19 protein-coding genes and 4 tRNA genes are annotated in these 18,672 nt (G+C 64.8%); 4 read left to right on the top strand and 19 right to left on the bottom strand.

Going from position 1 to position 18,672, the window contains the following annotated elements; all coding sequences use genetic code 11:
• From rpoB to Rhe02_RS11575, 15 genes are all read right to left on the bottom strand, one after another.
• Positions 1-3,441, bottom strand: coding sequence for a DNA-directed RNA polymerase subunit beta (rpoB, locus tag Rhe02_RS11645; RefSeq protein ID WP_203908171.1), 3,441 nt, complete (start codon positions 3,439-3,441; stop codon positions 1-3).
• A 345-nt stretch (positions 3,442-3,786) separates the two neighbouring features.
• On the bottom strand, positions 3,787-4,170 hold the full coding sequence (gene rplL, locus Rhe02_RS11640) for a 50S ribosomal protein L7/L12 (protein WP_203908170.1): 384 nt from the start codon (positions 4,168-4,170) through the stop codon (positions 3,787-3,789).
• Between the two features lie 19 nt (positions 4,171-4,189).
• Complete coding sequence (rplJ, locus tag Rhe02_RS11635) at positions 4,190-4,720, bottom strand: 50S ribosomal protein L10 (RefSeq protein WP_203908169.1); 531 nt, start codon at positions 4,718-4,720, stop codon at positions 4,190-4,192.
• Between the two features lie 255 nt (positions 4,721-4,975).
• Positions 4,976-5,689: a 50S ribosomal protein L1 gene (gene rplA / locus Rhe02_RS11630; protein WP_203908168.1), complete on the bottom strand. Its 714-nt coding sequence runs from the start codon at positions 5,687-5,689 to the stop codon at positions 4,976-4,978.
• Positions 5,690-5,753: 64 nt separating this feature from the next.
• Positions 5,754-6,185 (bottom strand): 50S ribosomal protein L11, encoded by a 432-nt coding sequence (rplK, locus tag Rhe02_RS11625; RefSeq protein WP_203908167.1) that lies wholly within the window; start codon positions 6,183-6,185, stop codon positions 5,754-5,756.
• A gap of 74 nt (positions 6,186-6,259) precedes the next feature.
• A complete protein-coding gene (nusG, locus tag Rhe02_RS11620) occupies positions 6,260-6,928 on the bottom strand; it encodes a transcription termination/antitermination protein NusG (protein WP_203908325.1) in 669 nt (222 codons plus the stop codon).
• 65 nt (positions 6,929-6,993) lie between these two features.
• Entirely contained in the window at positions 6,994-7,362 is a 369-nt protein-coding gene (secE, locus tag Rhe02_RS11615) for a preprotein translocase subunit SecE (protein ID WP_203908166.1), read from the bottom strand.
• A gap of 76 nt (positions 7,363-7,438) precedes the next feature.
• Positions 7,439-7,511: transfer RNA gene (locus Rhe02_RS11610), tRNA-Trp, on the bottom strand.
• A gap of 88 nt (positions 7,512-7,599) precedes the next feature.
• The gene (locus Rhe02_RS11605; protein ID WP_203908165.1) at positions 7,600-8,004 is read right to left on the bottom strand and encodes a MaoC family dehydratase; all 405 of its coding nucleotides are present in this window, start codon (positions 8,002-8,004) and stop codon (positions 7,600-7,602) included.
• Position 8,005: 1 nt separating this feature from the next.
• On the bottom strand, positions 8,006-8,449 hold the full coding sequence (locus Rhe02_RS11600; protein ID WP_203908164.1) for a MaoC family dehydratase N-terminal domain-containing protein: 444 nt from the start codon (positions 8,447-8,449) through the stop codon (positions 8,006-8,008).
• Between the two features lie 63 nt (positions 8,450-8,512).
• Complete coding sequence (gene rpmG, locus Rhe02_RS11595) at positions 8,513-8,680, bottom strand: 50S ribosomal protein L33 (protein WP_203908163.1); 168 nt, start codon at positions 8,678-8,680, stop codon at positions 8,513-8,515.
• 84 nt (positions 8,681-8,764) lie between these two features.
• Positions 8,765-8,837 (bottom strand) — tRNA-Met (locus Rhe02_RS11590).
• Positions 8,838-8,859: 22 nt separating this feature from the next.
• Positions 8,860-8,932: transfer RNA gene (locus tag Rhe02_RS11585), tRNA-Thr, on the bottom strand.
• Between the two features lie 92 nt (positions 8,933-9,024).
• Positions 9,025-11,511: a putative bifunctional diguanylate cyclase/phosphodiesterase gene (locus Rhe02_RS11580; protein ID WP_203908162.1), complete on the bottom strand. Its 2,487-nt coding sequence runs from the start codon at positions 11,509-11,511 to the stop codon at positions 9,025-9,027.
• Between the two features lie 113 nt (positions 11,512-11,624).
• Positions 11,625-11,861, bottom strand: a complete 237-nt coding sequence (locus Rhe02_RS11575; RefSeq protein WP_203908161.1) for a hypothetical protein — start codon at positions 11,859-11,861, stop codon at positions 11,625-11,627.
• Between the two features lie 471 nt (positions 11,862-12,332).
• Between Rhe02_RS11575 and Rhe02_RS11570 the strand changes: the two genes are divergently transcribed.
• Positions 12,333-13,121 (top strand): zinc metalloprotease, encoded by a 789-nt coding sequence (locus tag Rhe02_RS11570; protein WP_203908160.1) that lies wholly within the window; start codon positions 12,333-12,335, stop codon positions 13,119-13,121.
• A 70-nt stretch (positions 13,122-13,191) separates the two neighbouring features.
• Here Rhe02_RS11570 and Rhe02_RS11565 read toward each other — a convergent pair.
• Positions 13,192-13,275: transfer RNA gene (locus Rhe02_RS11565), tRNA-Tyr, on the bottom strand.
• A 176-nt stretch (positions 13,276-13,451) separates the two neighbouring features.
• Between Rhe02_RS11565 and Rhe02_RS11560 the strand changes: the two genes are divergently transcribed.
• Together Rhe02_RS11560 and Rhe02_RS11555 are read left to right on the top strand one after the other, a co-directional pair.
• Positions 13,452-13,811 (top strand): DUF805 domain-containing protein, encoded by a 360-nt coding sequence (locus Rhe02_RS11560; RefSeq protein WP_203908159.1) that lies wholly within the window; start codon positions 13,452-13,454, stop codon positions 13,809-13,811.
• Between the two features lie 142 nt (positions 13,812-13,953).
• On the top strand, positions 13,954-14,448 hold the full coding sequence (locus Rhe02_RS11555) for a YajQ family cyclic di-GMP-binding protein (RefSeq protein WP_203908158.1): 495 nt from the start codon (positions 13,954-13,956) through the stop codon (positions 14,446-14,448).
• A gap of 44 nt (positions 14,449-14,492) precedes the next feature.
• Here Rhe02_RS11555 and Rhe02_RS11550 read toward each other — a convergent pair whose 3' ends face one another.
• The 3 genes from Rhe02_RS11550 to htpX form a co-directional block, all read right to left on the bottom strand.
• Positions 14,493-15,722 carry an MFS transporter gene (locus tag Rhe02_RS11550; protein ID WP_203908157.1) on the bottom strand — a complete coding sequence of 410 codons (1,230 nt, stop codon included), beginning with the start codon at positions 15,720-15,722 and terminating at the stop codon, positions 14,493-14,495.
• 90 nt (positions 15,723-15,812) lie between these two features.
• On the bottom strand, positions 15,813-16,403 hold the full coding sequence (locus tag Rhe02_RS11545) for a hypothetical protein (RefSeq protein ID WP_203908156.1): 591 nt from the start codon (positions 16,401-16,403) through the stop codon (positions 15,813-15,815).
• 39 nt (positions 16,404-16,442) lie between these two features.
• Positions 16,443-17,321 carry a zinc metalloprotease HtpX gene (gene htpX, locus Rhe02_RS11540; protein WP_203908155.1) on the bottom strand — a complete coding sequence of 293 codons (879 nt, stop codon included), beginning with the start codon at positions 17,319-17,321 and terminating at the stop codon, positions 16,443-16,445.
• A 163-nt stretch (positions 17,322-17,484) separates the two neighbouring features.
• Here htpX and Rhe02_RS11535 point away from each other — a divergent pair, with 163 nt between their 5' ends.
• Entirely contained in the window at positions 17,485-18,393 is a 909-nt protein-coding gene (locus Rhe02_RS11535; protein ID WP_203908154.1) for an aromatic acid exporter family protein, read from the top strand.
• Positions 18,394-18,672: the final 279 nt, after the last annotated feature.

Raw genomic sequence — 18,672 nt, 5'->3', positions numbered from 1 at the left:
TTACACCTCGTCCACTGAGAGAATGCCCTCGTTGGGTCGCCGCGCCAGATCGATGCCCAGCTCTTCTGCCGCGCGGAACACCTCGTCGTCGGTCTCGCGCATTTCAAGCGGCACGCCGTCGCTGGAAAGCACCTCAACGTTGAGGCACAGCGACTGCAGCTCCTTGAGCAACACCTTGAACGACTCCGGGATGCCCGGCTCGGGAATGTTCTCGCCCTTGACGATCGCCTCATAGACCTTGACCCGGCCCAGGACGTCGTCGGACTTGATGGTGAGCAGCTCCTGCAGCGCGTAAGCCGCGCCGTAGGCCTGCATCGCCCAACATTCCATTTCACCGAAGCGCTGACCACCGAACTGCGCCTTACCACCCAGCGGCTGCTGCGTGATCATCGAGTACGGCCCGGTCGAGCGAGCGTGGATCTTGTCGTCGACCAGGTGGTTCAGCTTCAGGATGTACAGGTAGCCGACCGAGATCGGGTCCGGCAGCGGCTCGCCGGAACGCCCATCGAACAGCTTCGCCTTGCCCGACTCGCCGATCAGCTGGGTGCCGTCGCGGTTGGGCAGGGTGCTGGCCAGCAGGCCGGCGATCTCGTCGTCGTTCGCGCCGTCGAAGACCGGAGTCGCGACGTTCGTGTTCGGCTCGGCCGTGTCAGCACCGATCGACTGGAGCGCCTTCTTCCACGGCTCGTCGGACCCCTCGACCTTCCAGCCCGTCTTCGCCACCCAGCCCAGGTGGGTTTCCAGCACCTGACCGATGTTCATACGGCCCGGCACACCCAGCGGGTTGAGCACGATGTCGACCGGCGTGCCGTCCTCAAGGAACGGCATGTCCTCGACCGGGAGGATCTTCGAGATGACACCCTTGTTGCCGTGGCGGCCGGCGAGCTTGTCACCGTCCTGGATCTTCCGCTTCTGGGCCACGTAGACGCGAACCAGCTCGTTGACACCAGGCGGCAGCTCGTCGCCGTCTTCGCGGGAGAACGTGCGGACGCCGATGACCGTGCCGGTCTCGCCGTGCGGCACCTTCAGCGAGGTGTCACGCACCTCGCGCGCCTTCTCACCGAAGATGGCGCGAAGCAGCCGCTCCTCCGGAGTCAGCTCGGTTTCACCCTTCGGGGTGACCTTGCCGACCAGGATGTCGCCGGGAACCACCTCGGCGCCGATCCGGATGATGCCGCGCTCGTCGAGGTCGGCGAGCATTTCCTCGCTGACGTTCGGGATATCGCGGGTGATCTCCTCCGGGCCGAGCTTGGTGTCACGGGCGTCGACCTCGTGCTCCTCGATGTGAATGCTCGTCAGAACATCCTCTTGCACGAGCCGCTGCGACAGGATGATCGCGTCCTCGTAGTTGTGACCCTCCCACGGCATGAAGGCGACCAGCAGGTTGCGGCCTAGCGCCATCTCACCGTTGTCGGTGCACGGACCATCGGCGATGACCTGGCCCACCTCGACCCGGTCACCCTCGGCGACCACCGGCTTCTGGTTCACACACGAGCCCGAGTTGGACCGGCGGAACTTGTGCAGCAGGTAGGTGCGGCGGTGACCATCGTCCTGGTGGACGGTGATGTAGTCGGCACACAGATCCTCGACGACACCGCTGACCTCGGCCACCACGACATCGCCGGCGTCTGTGGCGGCACGGTATTCCATACCGGTACCCACCAAAGGCGCTTCTGCTTTGACCAGCGGAACGGCCTGGCGCTGCATGTTCGCACCCATGAGGGCGCGGTTGGCGTCGTCGTGCTCAAGGAACGGGATCATCGCGGTCGCGACCGACACCATCTGGCGCGGCGAGACGTCCATGTAGTCCACCTGCGAAGGCAGCACCTGGTCGACCTCACCGCCCTTACGGCGAACGAGCACCCGGTCTTCGGCGAACGAGTTGTCAGGCGCCAGCTTCGCGTTGGCCTGCGCCTTGACGTAACGGTCTTCCTCATCGGCGGTCAGGTAGTCGATCTGGTCGGTGACCCGGCCCTCAACCACCTTGCGGTACGGCGTCTCGACGAACCCGAACGGGTTGACCCGCGCGAAGGTCGAGAGCGCACCGATCAGGCCGATGTTCGGGCCTTCCGGAGTCTCGATCGGGCACATCCGGCCGTAGTGCGACGGGTGCACGTCACGGACCTCGAAGCCGGCGCGGTCACGCGACAGACCACCCGGGCCGAGCGCCGACAGGCGGCGACGGTGGGTCAGACCCGCGAGCGGGTTGGTCTGGTCCATGAACTGCGACAGCTGGGAGGTTCCGAAGAACTCCTTGATCGCGGCGACCACCGGGCGGATGTTGATCAGGGTCTGCGGCGTGATCGCCTCGACGTCCTGGGTCGTCATCCGCTCGCGGACCACGCGCTCCATGCGGGAAAGACCGACCCGAACCTGGTTCTGGATCAGCTCACCCACGGTGCGCAGGCGACGGTTACCGAAGTGGTCGATGTCGTCAGCCTCGTAGCCGTCCTCACCCGCGTGCAGGCGGCAGAGGTATTCGACGGTGGCGACGACGTCGTCTTCGGTGAGCGTGCCCGTGGTGATCGGGACGTTGACTTCGAGCTTCTTGTTGAACTTGTAGCGCCCGACCTTGGCGACGTCGTACCGCTTCGGGTTGAAGAAGAGGTTGTCGAGCAGGGTCTGGGCGTTCTCGCGCGTCGGGGGCTCCCCAGGGCGCAGTTTGCGGTAGATGTCTAGCAGCGCCTCGTCCTGACCGGCGATGTGGTCCTTCTCGAGGGTCACCATCATCAGCTCGGACCAGCCGAACCGCTCGCGGATCTGGTCAGCGGACCAGCCGATGGCCTTGAGGATGACCGTCACCGCCTGGCGGCGCTTGCGGTCGATCCGGACCCCGACGGTGTCACGCTTGTCGATGTCGAACTCCAGCCAGGCACCCCGGCTCGGGATCACCTTGACGCTGGAGAGGTCGCGGTCGGAGGTCTTGTCGGGCTCCTTGGAGAAGTAGACGCCAGGAGAACGGACAAGCTGGCTGACAACGATGCGCTCGGTGCCGTTGATGATGAACGTCCCCTTCGGCGTCATCATCGGGAAATCACCCATGAACACCGTCTGGCTCTTGATCTCGCCAGTCGAGTTGTTGGTGAATTCCGCCGTCACAAACAGCGGCGCACAATAGGTGAGGTCCTTCTCCTTGCACTCCTCGATGGAGGCCTTGACCTCATCGAAGCGCGGGTCGGAGAAGCTCAGCGACATGGTTCCGGAGAAATCCTCGATAGGGCTGATCTCTTCGAGGATCTCAGCGAGACCCGAACGAGCGTGAGACTCGCTCGCGGTGCGGGTCTGCCAGGAATCGTTGCCGACGAGCCAATCAAAGGACTCTGTCTGGATCGCGAGAAGATTCGGGACTTCGAGGTGTTCGGTGATCCTGCCGAATGAAATCCGGCGAGGAGCGAACGCGCTCGACGATCGACTGGTCTTCGCAGGGCGGGAGGCTGCCAAGATACGTCCTTCCGAGGACCGGTGGTACAACGGCCGTTACGCGAGCACCCCGACAAACCCGGACCAGCAGTTTCCTGGGCAGGGAAAGGCAGAAGGGCAGCGCAAACTAGCAGTGTAGCCGAAAGGCGGACCGGCGTCTAGTCAACACGGCATGCTCCCGCAGAGCGTGCCGTGGAACACAGTCACACCTTCTTTAGTGCTCTTAGTACTCCTCGGAAGTCGTACTGAGGAAAGCGTGCCTGGCGAGACCGACTCAGTCAAGTCCTTCCACCACAATGGGCGGGCATCCGACTCGGATACCCGCCCATTGTTGAGTGTGGTTCAAGAACCCTACTCAGGAAGTTGTTACTTCAGGGTGACCTTTGCACCCTCAGCCTCGAGCTTGGCCTTGGCCTTCTCGGCAGACTCCTTGTTGACCTTCTCCAGAATCGCCTTCGGGGCGGCCTCAACCGCGTCCTTGGCCTCCTTGAGGCCCAGGCCGGTCAGCTCACGCACGACCTTGATGACCTGGATCTTCTTGCCACCGTCGCTCTCCAGGACGACGTCGAACTCGTCCTGCTCCTCGACGACCTCCGCCGCGGCGGCGGGGCCGGCCGGGCCGGCCATCGCGACCGGAGCCGCGGCCTTGACATCGAAGGTGTCTTCGAAAGTCTTAACGAACTCGGACAGCTCGATCAGCGTCATCTCTTTGAACGCGTCGAGCAACTGGTCGGTGCTCAGCTTCGCCATAATTGACAGCCCCCTTGGCTTATTCGCTTGCGGATTCTTGCTTTGCCCTGAGGGCATCAACTGTGCGCACAGCCTTCGACAGCGGCGCCTGGAAGAGCGCGGCCGCCTTGGCCAGGTTGGCCTTCATGCCGCCGGCCAGCTTGGCCAGCAGAACCTCGCGGGATTCGAGGTCGGCGAGCTTCGTGACTTCAGCCGCGGAAAGCGGCTTGCCCTCGAAGATGCCGCCCTTGATGACGAGCTGCGGGTGGGCCTTCGCGAAGTCGCGCAGACCCTTGGCCGCCTCAACGACATCACCGGAGACGAAGGCGAGCGCGGTAGGACCGGTGAACAGCGTGTCGAGCCCGTCGAGGCCGGCGTTCGCGGCAGCGCGCTTGGCGAGCGTGTTCTTCGTGACGGTGTACTGAGCACCGCCCATGGAACGACGCAGCTCGGTGAGCTGCTTCACCGTCAAACCGCGGTACTCGGTGAGCACCGTGGCCGTCGAGTTCTGGAAACGCTCGGTCAGCTCTGCGACCGAGGTCGCCTTGTCGGTACGAATCTTGTCAACCATGTCCCCTCCTCTCTCGTTTGCTCCAGGCCGGTCACAGACATCGAGGGTCCGGCAAAACAAAACGCCCCGGCGCAGGGCGCACGGGGCTTGTCAGCACAAAGCTGAGCTAGCGAAACCGTTCTTCCCTGCGCGGGCCGCCCGCTTTGCGGGGCCTTCGACCTGTGTGAACACAGGTGACCAGCGGTCTTTGGGTGGAACTTGACAGACTTTACATGAACAGATAGGGCGCGGCCAAATGCCGCGCCCTATCTCACATCACGCTTCGGCGTTCTCGCGGAAGTTCTTGATGATGTTCGGGTCCACCGGCACGCCAGGGCCCATCGTCGTGGCGACGGTGACCTTCTTGAGGTACTTGCCCTTGGCCGCGGACGGCTTCGAACGCAGCACCTCGTCGAGGACGGCCGCGTAGTTGTCGACCAGCTGCTCGGCCGAGAACGACGCCTTGCCAATGATCATGTGCAGGTTGGAGTGCTTGTCCACCCGGAAGGTGATCTTTCCACCCTTGATCTCGCTGACGGCTTTGGTGACGTCCTGCGTCACGGTGCCCGTCTTCGGGTTCGGCATGAGACCGCGCGGGCCCAGGATCCGCGCGATTCGACCGATCTTTGCCATCTGGTCCGGGGTGGCGATAGCGGCATCGAACTCCAGCCATCCGCCCTGAATACGAGCGACCAGCTCGTCGCTGCCCACCACGTCGGCGCCGGCGGCCTCAGCCTCGGCGGCCTTCTCGCCCGAAGCGAACACGATCACGCGGGCGGTCTTACCGGTGCCGTGCGGCAGGTTGACCGTGCCGCGGACCATCTGGTCCGCCTTGCGGGGGTCCACGCCGAGGCGCATCGCGACCTCAACGGTGGCATCGAACTTCGTGGTGGTGGTCTGCTTGGCGAGCTTGATCGCCTCGGCCGGCCCGTAGAGCTTGTCGCGATCGACCTGCTCGGCGGCCTTCTTGTAGTTCTTACCGTGCTGCATTTTCAAATCTCCTGTGGTTGATGGCGGACTCGGCGAGGCGAGCCCTCCCACGTGTGTCTAAAAGTCAGTCGCGAACGGTGATGCCCATCGAACGGGCGGTGCCCGCGATGATGCGCTCAGCCATCTCGATGTCGTTGGCGTTGAGGTCGGCCATCTTCTTCTCGGCGATCTCACGCAGCTGCGCCTTGGTGACGCTGCCGACCTTGGCCGAGTGCGGCGTTCCGGAACCCTTCGGCACACCGGCCGCCTTGATGAGCAGACGCGCGGCGGGCGGGGTCTTCAGGATGAAGCTGAACGACCTGTCCTCGAAGACGCTGATCTGCGCGGGAACGATGTCACCGCGCTGCGATTCGGTCTGCGCGTTGTACTGCTTGCAGAACTCCATGATGTTCACGCCGTGCTGACCGAGGGCAGGACCCACCGGCGGAGCAGGCGTAGCCTGACCGGCCTTCAGCTGAAGCGTGAAGGTCTTGACGAGTTTTCTCTTGGGAGGCATGTCTACTTCCTGGGCTTAGAAAGATGGGCAGGGTAAAACAACCCTGAACAGCGTTCAAGGGTACATGACCCGAATTAGATCTTTGAAACCTGATTGAAGTTCAGCTCAACCGGGGTTTCCCGACCGAAGATCGAAACCAGCACCTTGAGTTTCTGCTGATCCGCGCTGATCTCACTGATGGTCGCCGGGAGCGAGGCGAAGGCGCCATCGGTCACCGTCACCGAGTCGCCCACCTCGAAGTCCACCACCCGAACCTCGGGCTTGGCCTTCTTCGCGCCCGCGGCCTGCTCGACCGTGGGCAGCAGCCACTTGAGCACCTCGTCGAGGCTCAGCGGCGCCGGGCGGTCGGCCCGGTCGGTGGAGCCCACGAACCCGGTCACCCCGGGGGTGTTGCGCACACACGAGTAGGACTCGGGCGTCAGGTCCATACGCACCAGCAGATAGCCGGGGAAGACCTTGTTCTGCACCTGGGTGCGCTTGCCGTTCTTGACCTCGATCTCCTCGCGCGTCGGCACCTCGACCTGGAAGATGAACTCCTCCATGTCAAGGCTCGTGATGCGGGTCTCGAGGTTGGTCTTGACCTTGTTCTCGTAGCCGGCGTATGAGTGCACGACATACCAGTCGCCCGGCGCGTAACGCAGCTTCTGCCGCAGCTCGGCTGCGGGGTCGAACTCGTCCTCCGCCACCGCGACGGTGCCGGTGTTCTCATCCACGGTTTGGTTCGTCTCGTCCTGCTCGGACACGCTCGCGCTCACTTCCGTGTTACTACCACTAGTTTGCTGGCCGGATGCTCCGTCCAAGCCAGTGCTTACTTCGGGTTGCCGAAGACGAACAGCACACCACGAGCGTAGAGGTAATCGAGCCCGGACACGATCGTCAGCATGATCGCCACGAACACCACCACGACTGCGGTATAGGTCAGCAGCTCGTTACGCGTCGGCCAGATGACCTTACGCAGCTCGCCGATGACCTCGCGGAAGAACCGGCCGATGCGGCCGAAGATGCCGACCTTCTTCTCGGTCGGCTCCGACTTGGCGCGCTCCCTGACGGCGGTGCCGCCACGGCGCGAAGTCTTGGAGTCGTCATCCGCTGTGGCGTCGTCGTCGACAGCGTCGTCGAACACGTCGTCAACGTGTTCCGTGGCGTCTTCATCGCCACGCCGGTTGCTCTCGGCCACTTCGCCCTACTTCCATATCGCGGGGTGGTTCGGTCTCTTCCGATAGTGCCGCAAAGAGACCGCGTCTAGTAAGACGCAGGGGCGACAGGACTCGAACCTGCAACCTGCGGTTTTGGAGACCGCTGCGCTGCCAATTGCGCCACACCCCTAGGAGGGGCCCGCGTTGGGACCCCTCGGCCGACCAGTGTACGGGTAGTCGGCGCAACGGGCCAACCCGGCTACCCCTCAAATTTCGGGTCAGACCTGCCTGACTTTGGCCCGGGCCTGCGCCAGCACGCGTTCTCCGCCGCAGGTGGCGGTGAGTTCGATGGTCGCCGACTCGGCATCAGCCGCCTTCACCACAGCGGTGAAGCTCAATTTTGTGCCTTCTTCATCGTCGGGTACCGGGACCGGCCGCGTGAAACGCACGCCGAAGTCGGTCACCGCGTCGCCACGCCCGGCCCAGGTCGCCACCGCCTGGCCGGCCAGGGCCATGGTGAGCATCCCGTGCGCGATGACGCCGGGCAGCCCGACGGCGGTGGCTGTGCGCTCGCTCCAGTGGATCGGGTTGAAGTCGCCGGAAGCGCCCGCGTAGCGAACCAGATCGGCGCGTGTCACCCGAAAGATTTGTTCCGGAAGAACCTGGCCTGCCTCAAACGCCACGTCATTCACCCCTGACCACAGTTTTGTGCCAAACCGTTACGACGAGCTCGTCGGCGGTGGTCCGCACCTCCTGGCGGGTGGTGAGGAAGTCGTGCCCACCCCGGGAAAGGATCTCCTCGATGTGGTTGACCACCACGAGATCATCTCCCGCCACCACCGGCCGGGTGTAAAGAAAGCGCTGGTCACCGTGGACCACCCGGCTGTAATCGACGCCGAGAGCCGGGTCCATGACGATCTGTTTGAGCGCCGCCATGGTGATCACGATCGGCCAGGTCGGCGGCGCGACGAGATCGGGATATCCCGCGGCCTTGGCCGCCTCGAGATCGTGGTGCACCGGGTCGGCCGCGCCGATCGCGGTGGCGAACTCCCGGATCTTCTCCCGCCCCACCTGGTAAGGGGCGGTGGGCGGATAGGAGCGCCCGTTAAAAGACTGGTCCAACGGCATGGCATTGAACCTATGCCAAGAAGGGGTGGCCCGTGCAGGCCACCCCTTCTTGAAAGACTTTGATCAGCGGGTTTCGCGGTGCGCGGTGTGCTTGCCGCACTTAGGGCAGAACTTCTTCAGCTCAATCCGATCCGGGTCGTTGCGCCGGTTCTTCTTGGTGATGTAGTTGCGCTCCTTGCAGTCCACACACGCCATGGTGATCTTCGGACGTACGTCAGTCGACTTGGCCACAGGAGTGCCCTTCTACTTCTGGATTACAAAGTGCCGTTAAAAGTACCTGAACACGAGCATGACGGCCACTCGCTGTGACCAAAGTAGCGGTGGCCGGAATTGAACCGGCGACACAGCGATTATGAGCCGCTTGCTCTGCCATCTGAGCTACACCGCCGTGGAGGGGTAGAACCCAACCGAGCCCCCTTACGGAATCGAACCGTAGACCTTCTCCTTACCATGGAGACGCTCTGCCGACTGAGCTAAGGGGGCGCTGCAACATGCCGCTCTGCCGCCAAGCAGAGCGCGTGCCTCGGTAAGAGTACACAACACCTTGGCGAGGGGGAAATCGGGTTGGATGTGTGTCAGCCCACGGCCCGCAGGCGGCGCACCTCGCCGCCCGGGGTGGGCTCCGCGTCGGTCTGCGCGCCGAGCCACGCCTCCAGGCGCTCGTAGGGCAATGGGCGGCTGAACAGGAAGCCCTGGCCGATGTCGCAGCCGATCTCGTCCAGCAGCTCCAGCGTGAGCTCGCTCTCGACGCCTTCGGCCACCACATCCAGCCCGAAATGGCGGGAGATGTCGACCACCGCGCGCACTATCGCCAGATCGCCCGGATCGGTCGCCATGCCCTGGACGAACGAGCGGTCGACCTTCACCTCGTGCACCGGCAGGCGCCTGAGGTAGGACAGCGACGAGTAGCCGGTGCCGAAATCGTCGACGGAGAGCCTTACGCCCAGGTCGAACAGATGCCGCAGGGTCGGCAGATGGCGGTCTATCCCGTCCACCATGCCGTCCTCGGTGATCTCCAATGTCAGCCGGTCGGCCGCCACCCCATAGTGCTGCAGCAGATTGTCCACAGTGGACGCGAACTCGTGGTCGTGCAGCGTGCGCGGGGAAAGGTTCACCGCTACCGACAGGGGGCGGCCCGCGTCGACCCACTGCCTCGCGCGGCGCAAACCCTCGCGCAACACGGCTTCGGTGAGCCGGCCCAACTGTCCGGTGTGCTCGGCGACCGCCACAAAGTCTTCTGGCGCAACAGAACCGTGGGTCGGATGGTCCCATCGCGCGAGGCATTCCACGCCGACCAGGCGCCTGTCCCGCAAGCTGACCTTCGGCTGGAAGTAGATCTCGAGGTCCCCGTTGTCGAGCGCCCGGCGCAGGTCTCCCGCGAGCCCGAGCCGCCGCACCGATCTCGACTCCAGCGCCGGATCGAAGAGCTGAACCCCGTTGGCGACCGACTTGGCCGCGTGGGTCGCCACGTCGGCCCGCTGCAGCAGCATGGCCGGCTCCGAGCCGTGCTCCGGGTGCAGGGCGATCCCGACCGCGGCGTCGACATCGAGGGTCAGCGTGCCGATGGTCATCGGATCCTGCAGCTGCTTACGCAGCTTCTGGGCCAGCGCGATCGCCGACTCGGCGTTTGCCGCGCGCAACGTCACCACGAACTCGTCCCCGCCGCCCAGCCTGCCGACCAGCGCGGCGGGCGGCGCGGTGGCTCGCAGCCGGCTGCCCACCTCGGCCACCAGCCGGTCGCCGGCCGCGTGGCCCAGGGAGTCGTTGACGTCGCGCAGCCCGTCGATGTCGAACATCAGGATGGCGACCACCTCGCCATGGGTGCGCACCCGGACCGCTTCGTCGAGCGACTGCACGATGCGCCGTCTGTTGGGCAATCCGGTGAGCACGTCGTGGTACGCGTCAAAACGAAGTCTGTCGACAAGCCGGTTGTTCTCCACGGCCACCGCGGCATGCGCCGCCACCGCCTCCAGCAGGCGCACATCGGCCACGGTGAAGTGGAAGTTGTCGCCCAGCCGGCTGGCCACTTCAAGCGTGCCGATGACTGCGGATCCGGCCCGCAACGGGACCACGATCGCGTCCTTGAGGCCGATCTCGCGCATGTCGTTGAACAGCTGATCGCCGCCGAGCTGCGCCCCGACCGCCACCGTCTCGCCCGACTCAAGAGCCCGTCTGCGCAGCTCATCGGGCGCGCCGGCCACATCGAGCAGGCCTTTGTCGTCTGTGCGCGCACTGAGCAGGACCTCTGGGTGCCTGCCCTGCGCGGGCAGCCACAACGTCGCATACTCGGCCTGCATCAGCTGGCGGATCCGGCCCAGCAGGGTGTCAGGCAAGGTCCCGTCGTGGGGGGTATCGGAGATCGCCCGGGTCAGATCGTAGATCTCACTCAGCGTGCGGTGCTGGCGAAGCGATTGGGCGTAATTGCGGTAGGCAAGGATCGAGAACGCGAGCAGCGCGGCGATGACCACCAGCGCCCACCAGCTCGCTTGCAGCGTAAGCAGCACGACCAGGGCGATCGATGTGTTGACCGCAGCCATCAGCATGCCCGGCACCGCGATGGAGACGAGCTGCGTGGGCGGAATGCTGCCCTGGACCAGCGTGATGATGCCGACCACGCCGCCGAGGGAGATCAGCACCGTCGTCAAGACCGCCGCCGCGAGCACGAGCCATGTCCGCGGCGCGGTCGCGTCGCCGACCGCGCTGGTCGTGGTCGGCTTGGCGAACGAGACCACCACCAGGCTCGCCGCGGAAGCCGCCAGCGCGATCAGCGCGACGTTGAACGCGGACTTGACCGGCTGCGCACGCCGCTTGAGGTGAATCAGAATCGACGCCGCGACCCTAGTCGCCACAAAGATCAGAGGAGAGAGAAAGAAAAGCCCCAGGAGAAGTGGAATCTCGACCAGGGTAAGCATGAATGTCTGCCGGCGAACATCAAACCGGATCACCGAAAGCTCAGTGGCCACAAACAACGCGAGGAAGAGGACGGCTGTCGACCAACCGCCGATGGGCCGATCGTTTCGGATGGCGATGACCGACACCAGAACTGCAGCCAAGATTGCCATGGGTCCGGTGACGAGCCACGCCAACTCAGGCGAGCGCCTGGTGGCTCTACCGCTTGCAGTCGCCGCCACCCTGGCACCTCATCATCGACAACACGCTTCGCTGAGGACTCCGATCAGTCCCACTGCCATTCATAGGACTCGGCGAGAATCAATTGATCCGGCGGCGTGGCCGTGACACCGGTCGAGGCGACCTGAGCCGCCTTGCCGAGCTCGGCGTGAGCCGCGCTCGTCGACTCGTCAGGGAACCACCCGGCGACTGGCTTGGACTCATACGAGCCCACCGCCGGCGTGTCGTCCCACTGCCACTCATCGGCCTGCGCAGGTTGCGTGGCCGCCAGTGGCGCGGTCATGGCCGCCGATAACAATGCGCCGCGGAGCAACCAGCGGCGAAGCCTGCTCGTTCGCATCATCGTCTCCAGCGGGGTAAGAAGCGGTCATAGTACTGATGGCGATCGTGCCACAGCTCCCTGCGGGTGCGGAAGGCCGGACGGCGTGCCACGCCGTCGACTCGCGGAAGTATAGCCATTCGGTCGTACTTTGTCCGCCTGTTGTTTATGAGTCGACACTATCCATCCCCACCATTGATCGCATCTCGACAGCCGATCGGCCCCCTCCTCGCCAATCCCCTATTCATTGATGGTTATCGAGCAGCCGATACGCAACCGCCCCGGCGCACACTGCTCATACAGCAACACAACGGGGGACGGCTGCGGTAGGGCTTACCGGCCGCAGCCGTCAAAGCTTTTCAAGAAGACGGCGCTCTCCCCCCGGCATAGGATTCACACAGAGATCGCATAGCGGCCCCGCCGAGCATCGGCGGCATGAGATATCGCCAGCTAGTCGTCGCCATCTCCGCGGCCCTCACCCTGACCGCCCCCGTGGCGCCCGCTATGGCCGCACCGAGCCAGACCCTCACCAAAGTCGACTTTATCGAGGAAGTTAGCGCCGTCGTCAACAACCCGGATGGCACTCAGACCGTGACCACCTGGACTCCCGCCCGAGGCGTCAGCGCACACGCCCTCTACGAAAAGCTCAAAGCCGCCGGCACCCGAGGCCTAATCGCCCCAACGGCCACAGCCAATGGTGTCATCGCCCCGGCCGAGGTCGATTGCAGTATTCAAGGCGCCTACGCCTACCTTCGGCTGTGCGGCATCAACCGATACCACTGGGGCGGCACCCATCCCGCCGTCTATTTCCTTGACCACACCGGCGCCCAATGGCCCGTCTATGAATCCGTCGTCAAGTGGAACGAATCCATTGCCATTGATTCCGGGTACCGCTTCAGCTACTCGTGCCCGTCCAGCGCCCATTGCGTCGACGTCTACAACCAGGATTACGGCGACATCGGCTGGGTCGGCCAAGCCTCCTACACCCACAACGGCCTCACCAGAACCGCAGCCGTAGTCAAACTCAACGACTACACCGGCGCCGGCTACATCCCCTCAGGCGACGCCCACTGGCACCGGGAAACCAGCTGCCACGAGCTGGGCCACGCACTCGGCCTCGCCCACAACCTCTTCGAGACCAGCTGCCTCTACCACCAGCACACCGCCAACCGCTCCATATACCCCGGCCCCGGCGACTGGCTGATGCTGGACAGCATCTACTGATCCACGAACGGAATCAGCTCACAAAGAAAGAGACTCCGAGCGAATGCTGCTCGGAGCCTCTTTTTGCTGGTGGTGGCAGGTGTTGGGTTCGAACCAACGTAGCTCTCGCGACGGTTTTACAGACCGTTCCCATTGACCACTCGGGCAACCTGCCTTGGTTAGTGCCCCGCAAGAATAACGGTACCGGGGCGGGGTCGTGCAACCGGGTTGGACCATGGTCACACCAGCGACTGTTCGGATTCCTTTCGATCATCTGTTCGGCGGTTGTCCAACGTGATCCAGATCTCTACTGTCCCTGCTTACTTGATCCACATTAGGAAAGGGAAACAAGTGAGCTGGTACCTCAACGTCCTCAAGAGCTACGCCAAGTTCAGCGGACGGGCCCGGCGTAAAGAGTTCTGGATGTTTGCGCTCATCCACGTCGTGATCGCGGTCGCTCTGATCGTTGTGGCGAATGCGGCTGAGATCGACGCCTTGATGTACGTGTACTTCATTTACCTTCTGGCGACCATCATTCCGACCCTGGCGGTGACCGTTCGCCGGTTGCACGACGGTGGCAAGTCCGGCTGGTGGTACCTGATTACCTTCGTGCCCTTCATCGGCAGCTTCTGGCTGCTTGGCCTTGTCCTCCAGGCTGGGCAGCCGCAGGCCAACGCCTACGGACCGGACCCGAAGGCAGCCATCGCCTAATTCTGCAAAGCAAAGCGCCCCGCCCCGCGGCTCCAAAACGCGGGCGGGGCGCGCTGTTATGGCTGCGTGGTGAACGTTGAGGGGCGATGGGTTGGCGGGCAGACTAGGGTGACTCCATTGGCACCCTGAGGAGGCAGTGCACGTGGCTAGCAACCCGTCCTTCGATATCGTCAGCAAAGTGGATCACCAAGAGGCGGATAACGCCCTTCGTCAGGCTCAGAAGGAGCTTGGCACTCGGTTCGACTTCCGCGACACCGGCGCGGAGATTGACTGGGCCGGTGATGAGGCGGTGGTTATCAAGGCCAGCACCGAGGATAGGGCGAAGGCCGCGCTGGAGGTCTTCAAGGAGAAGCTCATCAAGCGCGACATCTCGTTGAAGTCGCTCGACGCGGGTGAGCCGAAGCCGTCCGGGAAGATCTACCGGATCGACTGCAAGATAGTTCAGGGGATCGATCAGGAGAAGGCAAAAGCCATCTCGAAGAAGATCCGTGACGAGGGCCCCAAGGGTGTGCAGGCGCAGATTCAGGGCGACCAGCTGCGGGTCACCGGCAAGAAGAAGGATGACCTGCAAGAGGTGATAGCCCTGCTCAAGGGGGCTGACCTGGGCGTGGCCCTGCAGTTCACCAACTACCGCTGACACTCGGTGCGGCCGCCCGGTGTGGGGCGGCCGCGTGAGGCGGATCAGGAGTAGACGGCTGCGGCGTCGGCGCGGGCAATGGCGCCCGATGGGAAAGCGGCGACAGCCGCGCCGAAGGCGGCAGCCAATCCCGCGAAAAGGAAAGCGGGACCGGCCCCGGAGTGGTCGACGATGACGCCGGCGATCGAGCTTCCGAACGCGCTTGCCGACACGCCGATGGTGACCATCCAGGTGTAGGCCTCGTTCATCATGCGGCCCGGGGCGAGCCTGCCGACGAGAGCGTTTTCGATGGTCAGCGCCGGTGCGATGGTGGCTCCGCCGATGACCAGGGCAACCCCGAGCGCGATCGGGCCCGGCATGATCGGCAGGATCATGAGGCTGGCCGCGACGGCGGCGAGCAGAATGGCGAACTGGCGGCTCAGCGCCGAACGGACGACGCGAGTGCCGAACCAGAGCCCGCCGAGAGCGCTGCCCAGGCTCCAGACCGCGATCAGCACGCCCGCCATGGTTTCCGGATTGGAACCGCCCTGGGCCTGTGCGTAGGCGGGGATGGCGACGGTCGAGGCGCCGAAGGCTGCGCCGAGACCGGCGCAGCAGGCGAGCAGGGCGGCGAAGCCGGGCGCGCGAAGCGGGCCGAGTCCGGAGGTGGGCTCGGCGGACGGGTGCGGCTTCTGGCCGCGGATGGCCGATCCGAGCGCGAGAGCGATTGTCCCCACCAGAGTGGCTGCGGCGGAGAAGCCGATGGCGAAGGCCGGGTTGGCCAGGGCCACGAAGAGCGCCACGAGCAGCGGGCCGACCACGAAGACAAGCTCGAACATCGAGGTTTCCGCAGCGAGAGCAGTGGGCCGCACCGCGCCGTAGGGGCCGTCTGGGCGGGTGAGGGAAGTCCACGCGCCACGGATGGCAGCGGTCAGCGGCGGATATGTCGCACCCGCCGCGGCAGCGGCGACATAGATCCAGTTGATTGGCCCTTGGTGGATGAGCAGAAGGACCGCGAGCGCGATCGGATGCGCCGACCCGGAGGCCAGCAGGACCCGGGTCGGTCCAAAGCGGTCGGCCAGCCGTCCCCAGATCGGGCCGAGCGCGGCGCCCGCGATGGCGTAGCAGGCGGTCGCTATCGCGGCGGTGGCGTAGCTACCGGTGGCGTTGTGCACAAGCAGCAGCAGCGCCAGCGAGATCATGCCGATCCCGACCCGGGCGAACATGCCGACGATCAGGAGAAGCGGGGCGCCCGGAACTCGCCACACCGCCACATATTGCTTGAACGCTTTCATTCCAGAGCCCCCTTCCAAAGGCGCGCGCAAACAGCGCCCGCAGTTGCGAGCGCTGTAAGGAGTGAATGCCGTGTTTGATCCTAACACAAGTTAGGCGAAGGGGTCTCTCGCCAGCTCCCGGAGACGGTCGGCGGTGACGAACGCCTCATCCGACGGTCCACTTCGGACGCGTTTGTTGCTGATCGCATTGGCCAGCATCATCAGCTGATCATCTTTGAGCGACCCGAGGTTGAGGGTGAGGTCGTTGGCGACCAGCTGATTGGGCTGTTTGCGGGTGCTCACCCGGGCGGTGGCCAGATCGGCGGACCGCCTGCGCACGGCCCCGCGCATGGACAGCTCAGAACCGGAGATCCACGCTGCCGTGCGAAGCACCCGCAGCGCGAGGTAGAACGCGAGAAGTACCAAGACGAGCGAGCAAAAACCGCCCGCGATCATGCCGATCCAGCCAACGGTGTCGATCTCCTGCTGGACACCTGGGCCGGGGACGAGCTTGCCGTCCGCGTCCCGGTGCGTCACGCCGTCGCCGATGGAGGAGGTGATCGACTCGCGCTCGCCGTAGGCGAAGCCGTAGGCGATGAGGGCGACGACGGCGCCAACGGCAACGACCGCCAGCGCCAGGATGATCGTGACTATCTTCGCCAGCGCGGAGAAGCCGACGCTGAGGGGCGCACGGGGTGACATGGCGGGCAGCTTATCGGCTGCCCGCCACCGCCGAAAAGATCAGCGCCTGTACTGGATAGGGCCCGAGTTCGCCGCCATCAGCTCGAGCCGGCGAACCCGCTCCTCCATCGGCGGGTGGGTGGAGAACAGCTTGCTGATGCCACCACCGCGGAACGGGTTGGCGATCATCAGGTGAGCCGAACTCTCAAGACGTGGCTCCGCCGGGAGCGGCATTTTCTGGGTACCCATATGAATCTTCTTAAGCGCACTGGCCAGCGCCAACGGGTCATCGGTGAGCTCTGCTCCGGACGCGTCGGCCTGGAACTCACGGCTCCGGCTGATCGCCATCTGGATGATCCCCGCGGCAAGCGGGCCGAGGATCAGCATGAGCAGGACGACGCCCATGTTGGGACCGTCATCGTCGCTGCTGCCGCCGATCGGGATGAACCAGGCCAGATTGGCGAGCATGGTGATGATGCCGGCCAGACCGGCCGCCACGCTGGCGATCAGGATGTCCCGGTTGTAAACGTGGGAAAGCTCGTGCCCGATGACTCCCCGAAGCTCGCGGTAGTCGAGGATGCCGGTGATCCCCTCGGTCACACAAACCGCGGCGTTTTGCGGGTTGCGGCCGGTGGCGAAGGCGTTGGGCTGCATGGTCGGGCTGACATACAGGCGTGGCATGGGCTGCTTCGCCTGCGCGGCCAGCTCGCCGACCATCTGGTAGAGCTGCGGGAACTCGGCCTGGGTGACCGGCCGTGCGCGCATCGAACGCAGCGCGATCTTGTCTGAGAAGAAGTAGCTGACCCCGTTCATGACCAGTGAAAGCACCACAGCGATCACCAGGCCTGTGCTGCCGCCGAACCAATAGCCGACGGCCAAAATAATCGCAGTGAGCAGCCCGAGCAGGGCTGCTGTCTTGAGGCCGTTGTGACTTCGCACCTTCTACTCCGATCCATTTCCCCATTTGGTACCCGATGCAACGTCCGCCTACACGATCAACCTTCCGTCAACCCGCTGTGAATGCGCTGTGACCCAAATTGCGAGGTCAGACACACTAATCTTGGCTTATCCGGATAAACCTTCACAATCCGAATGGACGGCGATGCGCAAGCTCTTCCTGAGCGAATCGGGTCTGACGCTTGTCCAGGTCGGCGCCTCCGCCCTGGTGTCGATCGGAATCGGCTACGTGGTCGAGCGCAGTTTCCCACTCTTCGCGCCGCTCGTGGCCGTCACCCTGGTCCAGGTGCTGTGCGCACCACATCGGCGCGGCCTGTGGCTGTTCCTGTTCGGCGAGGTCAACGGCGCGCTCGTGACCACGATGTTCATCCCGCACTTCTCCACCCGGCACGCCGCCCTCAGCGCGCTCATCGGGGCGTTCGTCGCGATCGCGGTGGCCTACCTGAGCACCCCACGCAATCCAGTCCGCCGGGTCAACGAGGCCATCGAGCCTGTGCTGAGCCTTCTCTCGATCAACACCCGGGCAATCGCGGCGGCCCTGCGTTCCGGTGACACCGCCGCCGCCGGGACTGCGGTCTTCGCCCTCAACGACGTCGACCACGAGCTGAACCGCTTACAGGACGTGCTCCGCCAGGTGCGCCGCTCCGCCATCTGGAGCCGCGTCTCCCGGCGCAACCTCGCCGAGAACGTCAACTCCGCGCGCGAGATCGGCTTCGCCGTTCGCGACATCCGCACCCTCGCCCGCCACGCCTGGTGGGGGGTGCTTCGCACGGGCGAGCCGGTGCCGCCCGCCCTCCCCCAAATGCTCGAAGCCCTTGCCGACGGCCTAGCCGTCCTGCGCGACGAGATGCACCGAGACGGCCAGCCGCACGAGGCCCGCCCGCTGCTCATCTCCGCCGGCCGCTGGGTCGACGTCATGCGCTCCCAGCCCCTGTCGATCTCAGCCGCCACCGTCGCCGCCTCCGCCGACGCCGCCGTGCTCGACCTGCTCATCGCCACCGGAGTCCCGCTCAACGACGCCGACCAAATGCTCCGCCGCCCGTCCTACAGCTAGCCCTCCCCCAACACGAGCCGCCGCTCCGCTCTGGCCCGCCCCGCTCTGGCCCCCCGCGCGGCGCCGCGTGGTGCCGCGCCGCGTGGTGCCGCGCCGCGTGGTGCCGCGCGGCACCCGCAGATCGTGGCGACTTTCTGGGAAAACACGGCCTCCCCGCGAGGCGGTTCCAGGGAAGGGGCGCGGGCGGCGGAAGCGGCGCAGCGGGCAACGAGAGCCGGTGGCAGGAGGTCCCACCGCACCTACACCTCTGTCTCACTCTCCTAACGCAGAGATGTAGGT

Source organism: Rhizocola hellebori (assembly GCF_016862955.1).
Taxonomy (GTDB): domain Bacteria; phylum Actinomycetota; class Actinomycetes; order Mycobacteriales; family Micromonosporaceae; genus Rhizocola; species Rhizocola hellebori.
This window is presented reverse-complemented; position numbering and strand designations above follow the sequence as displayed.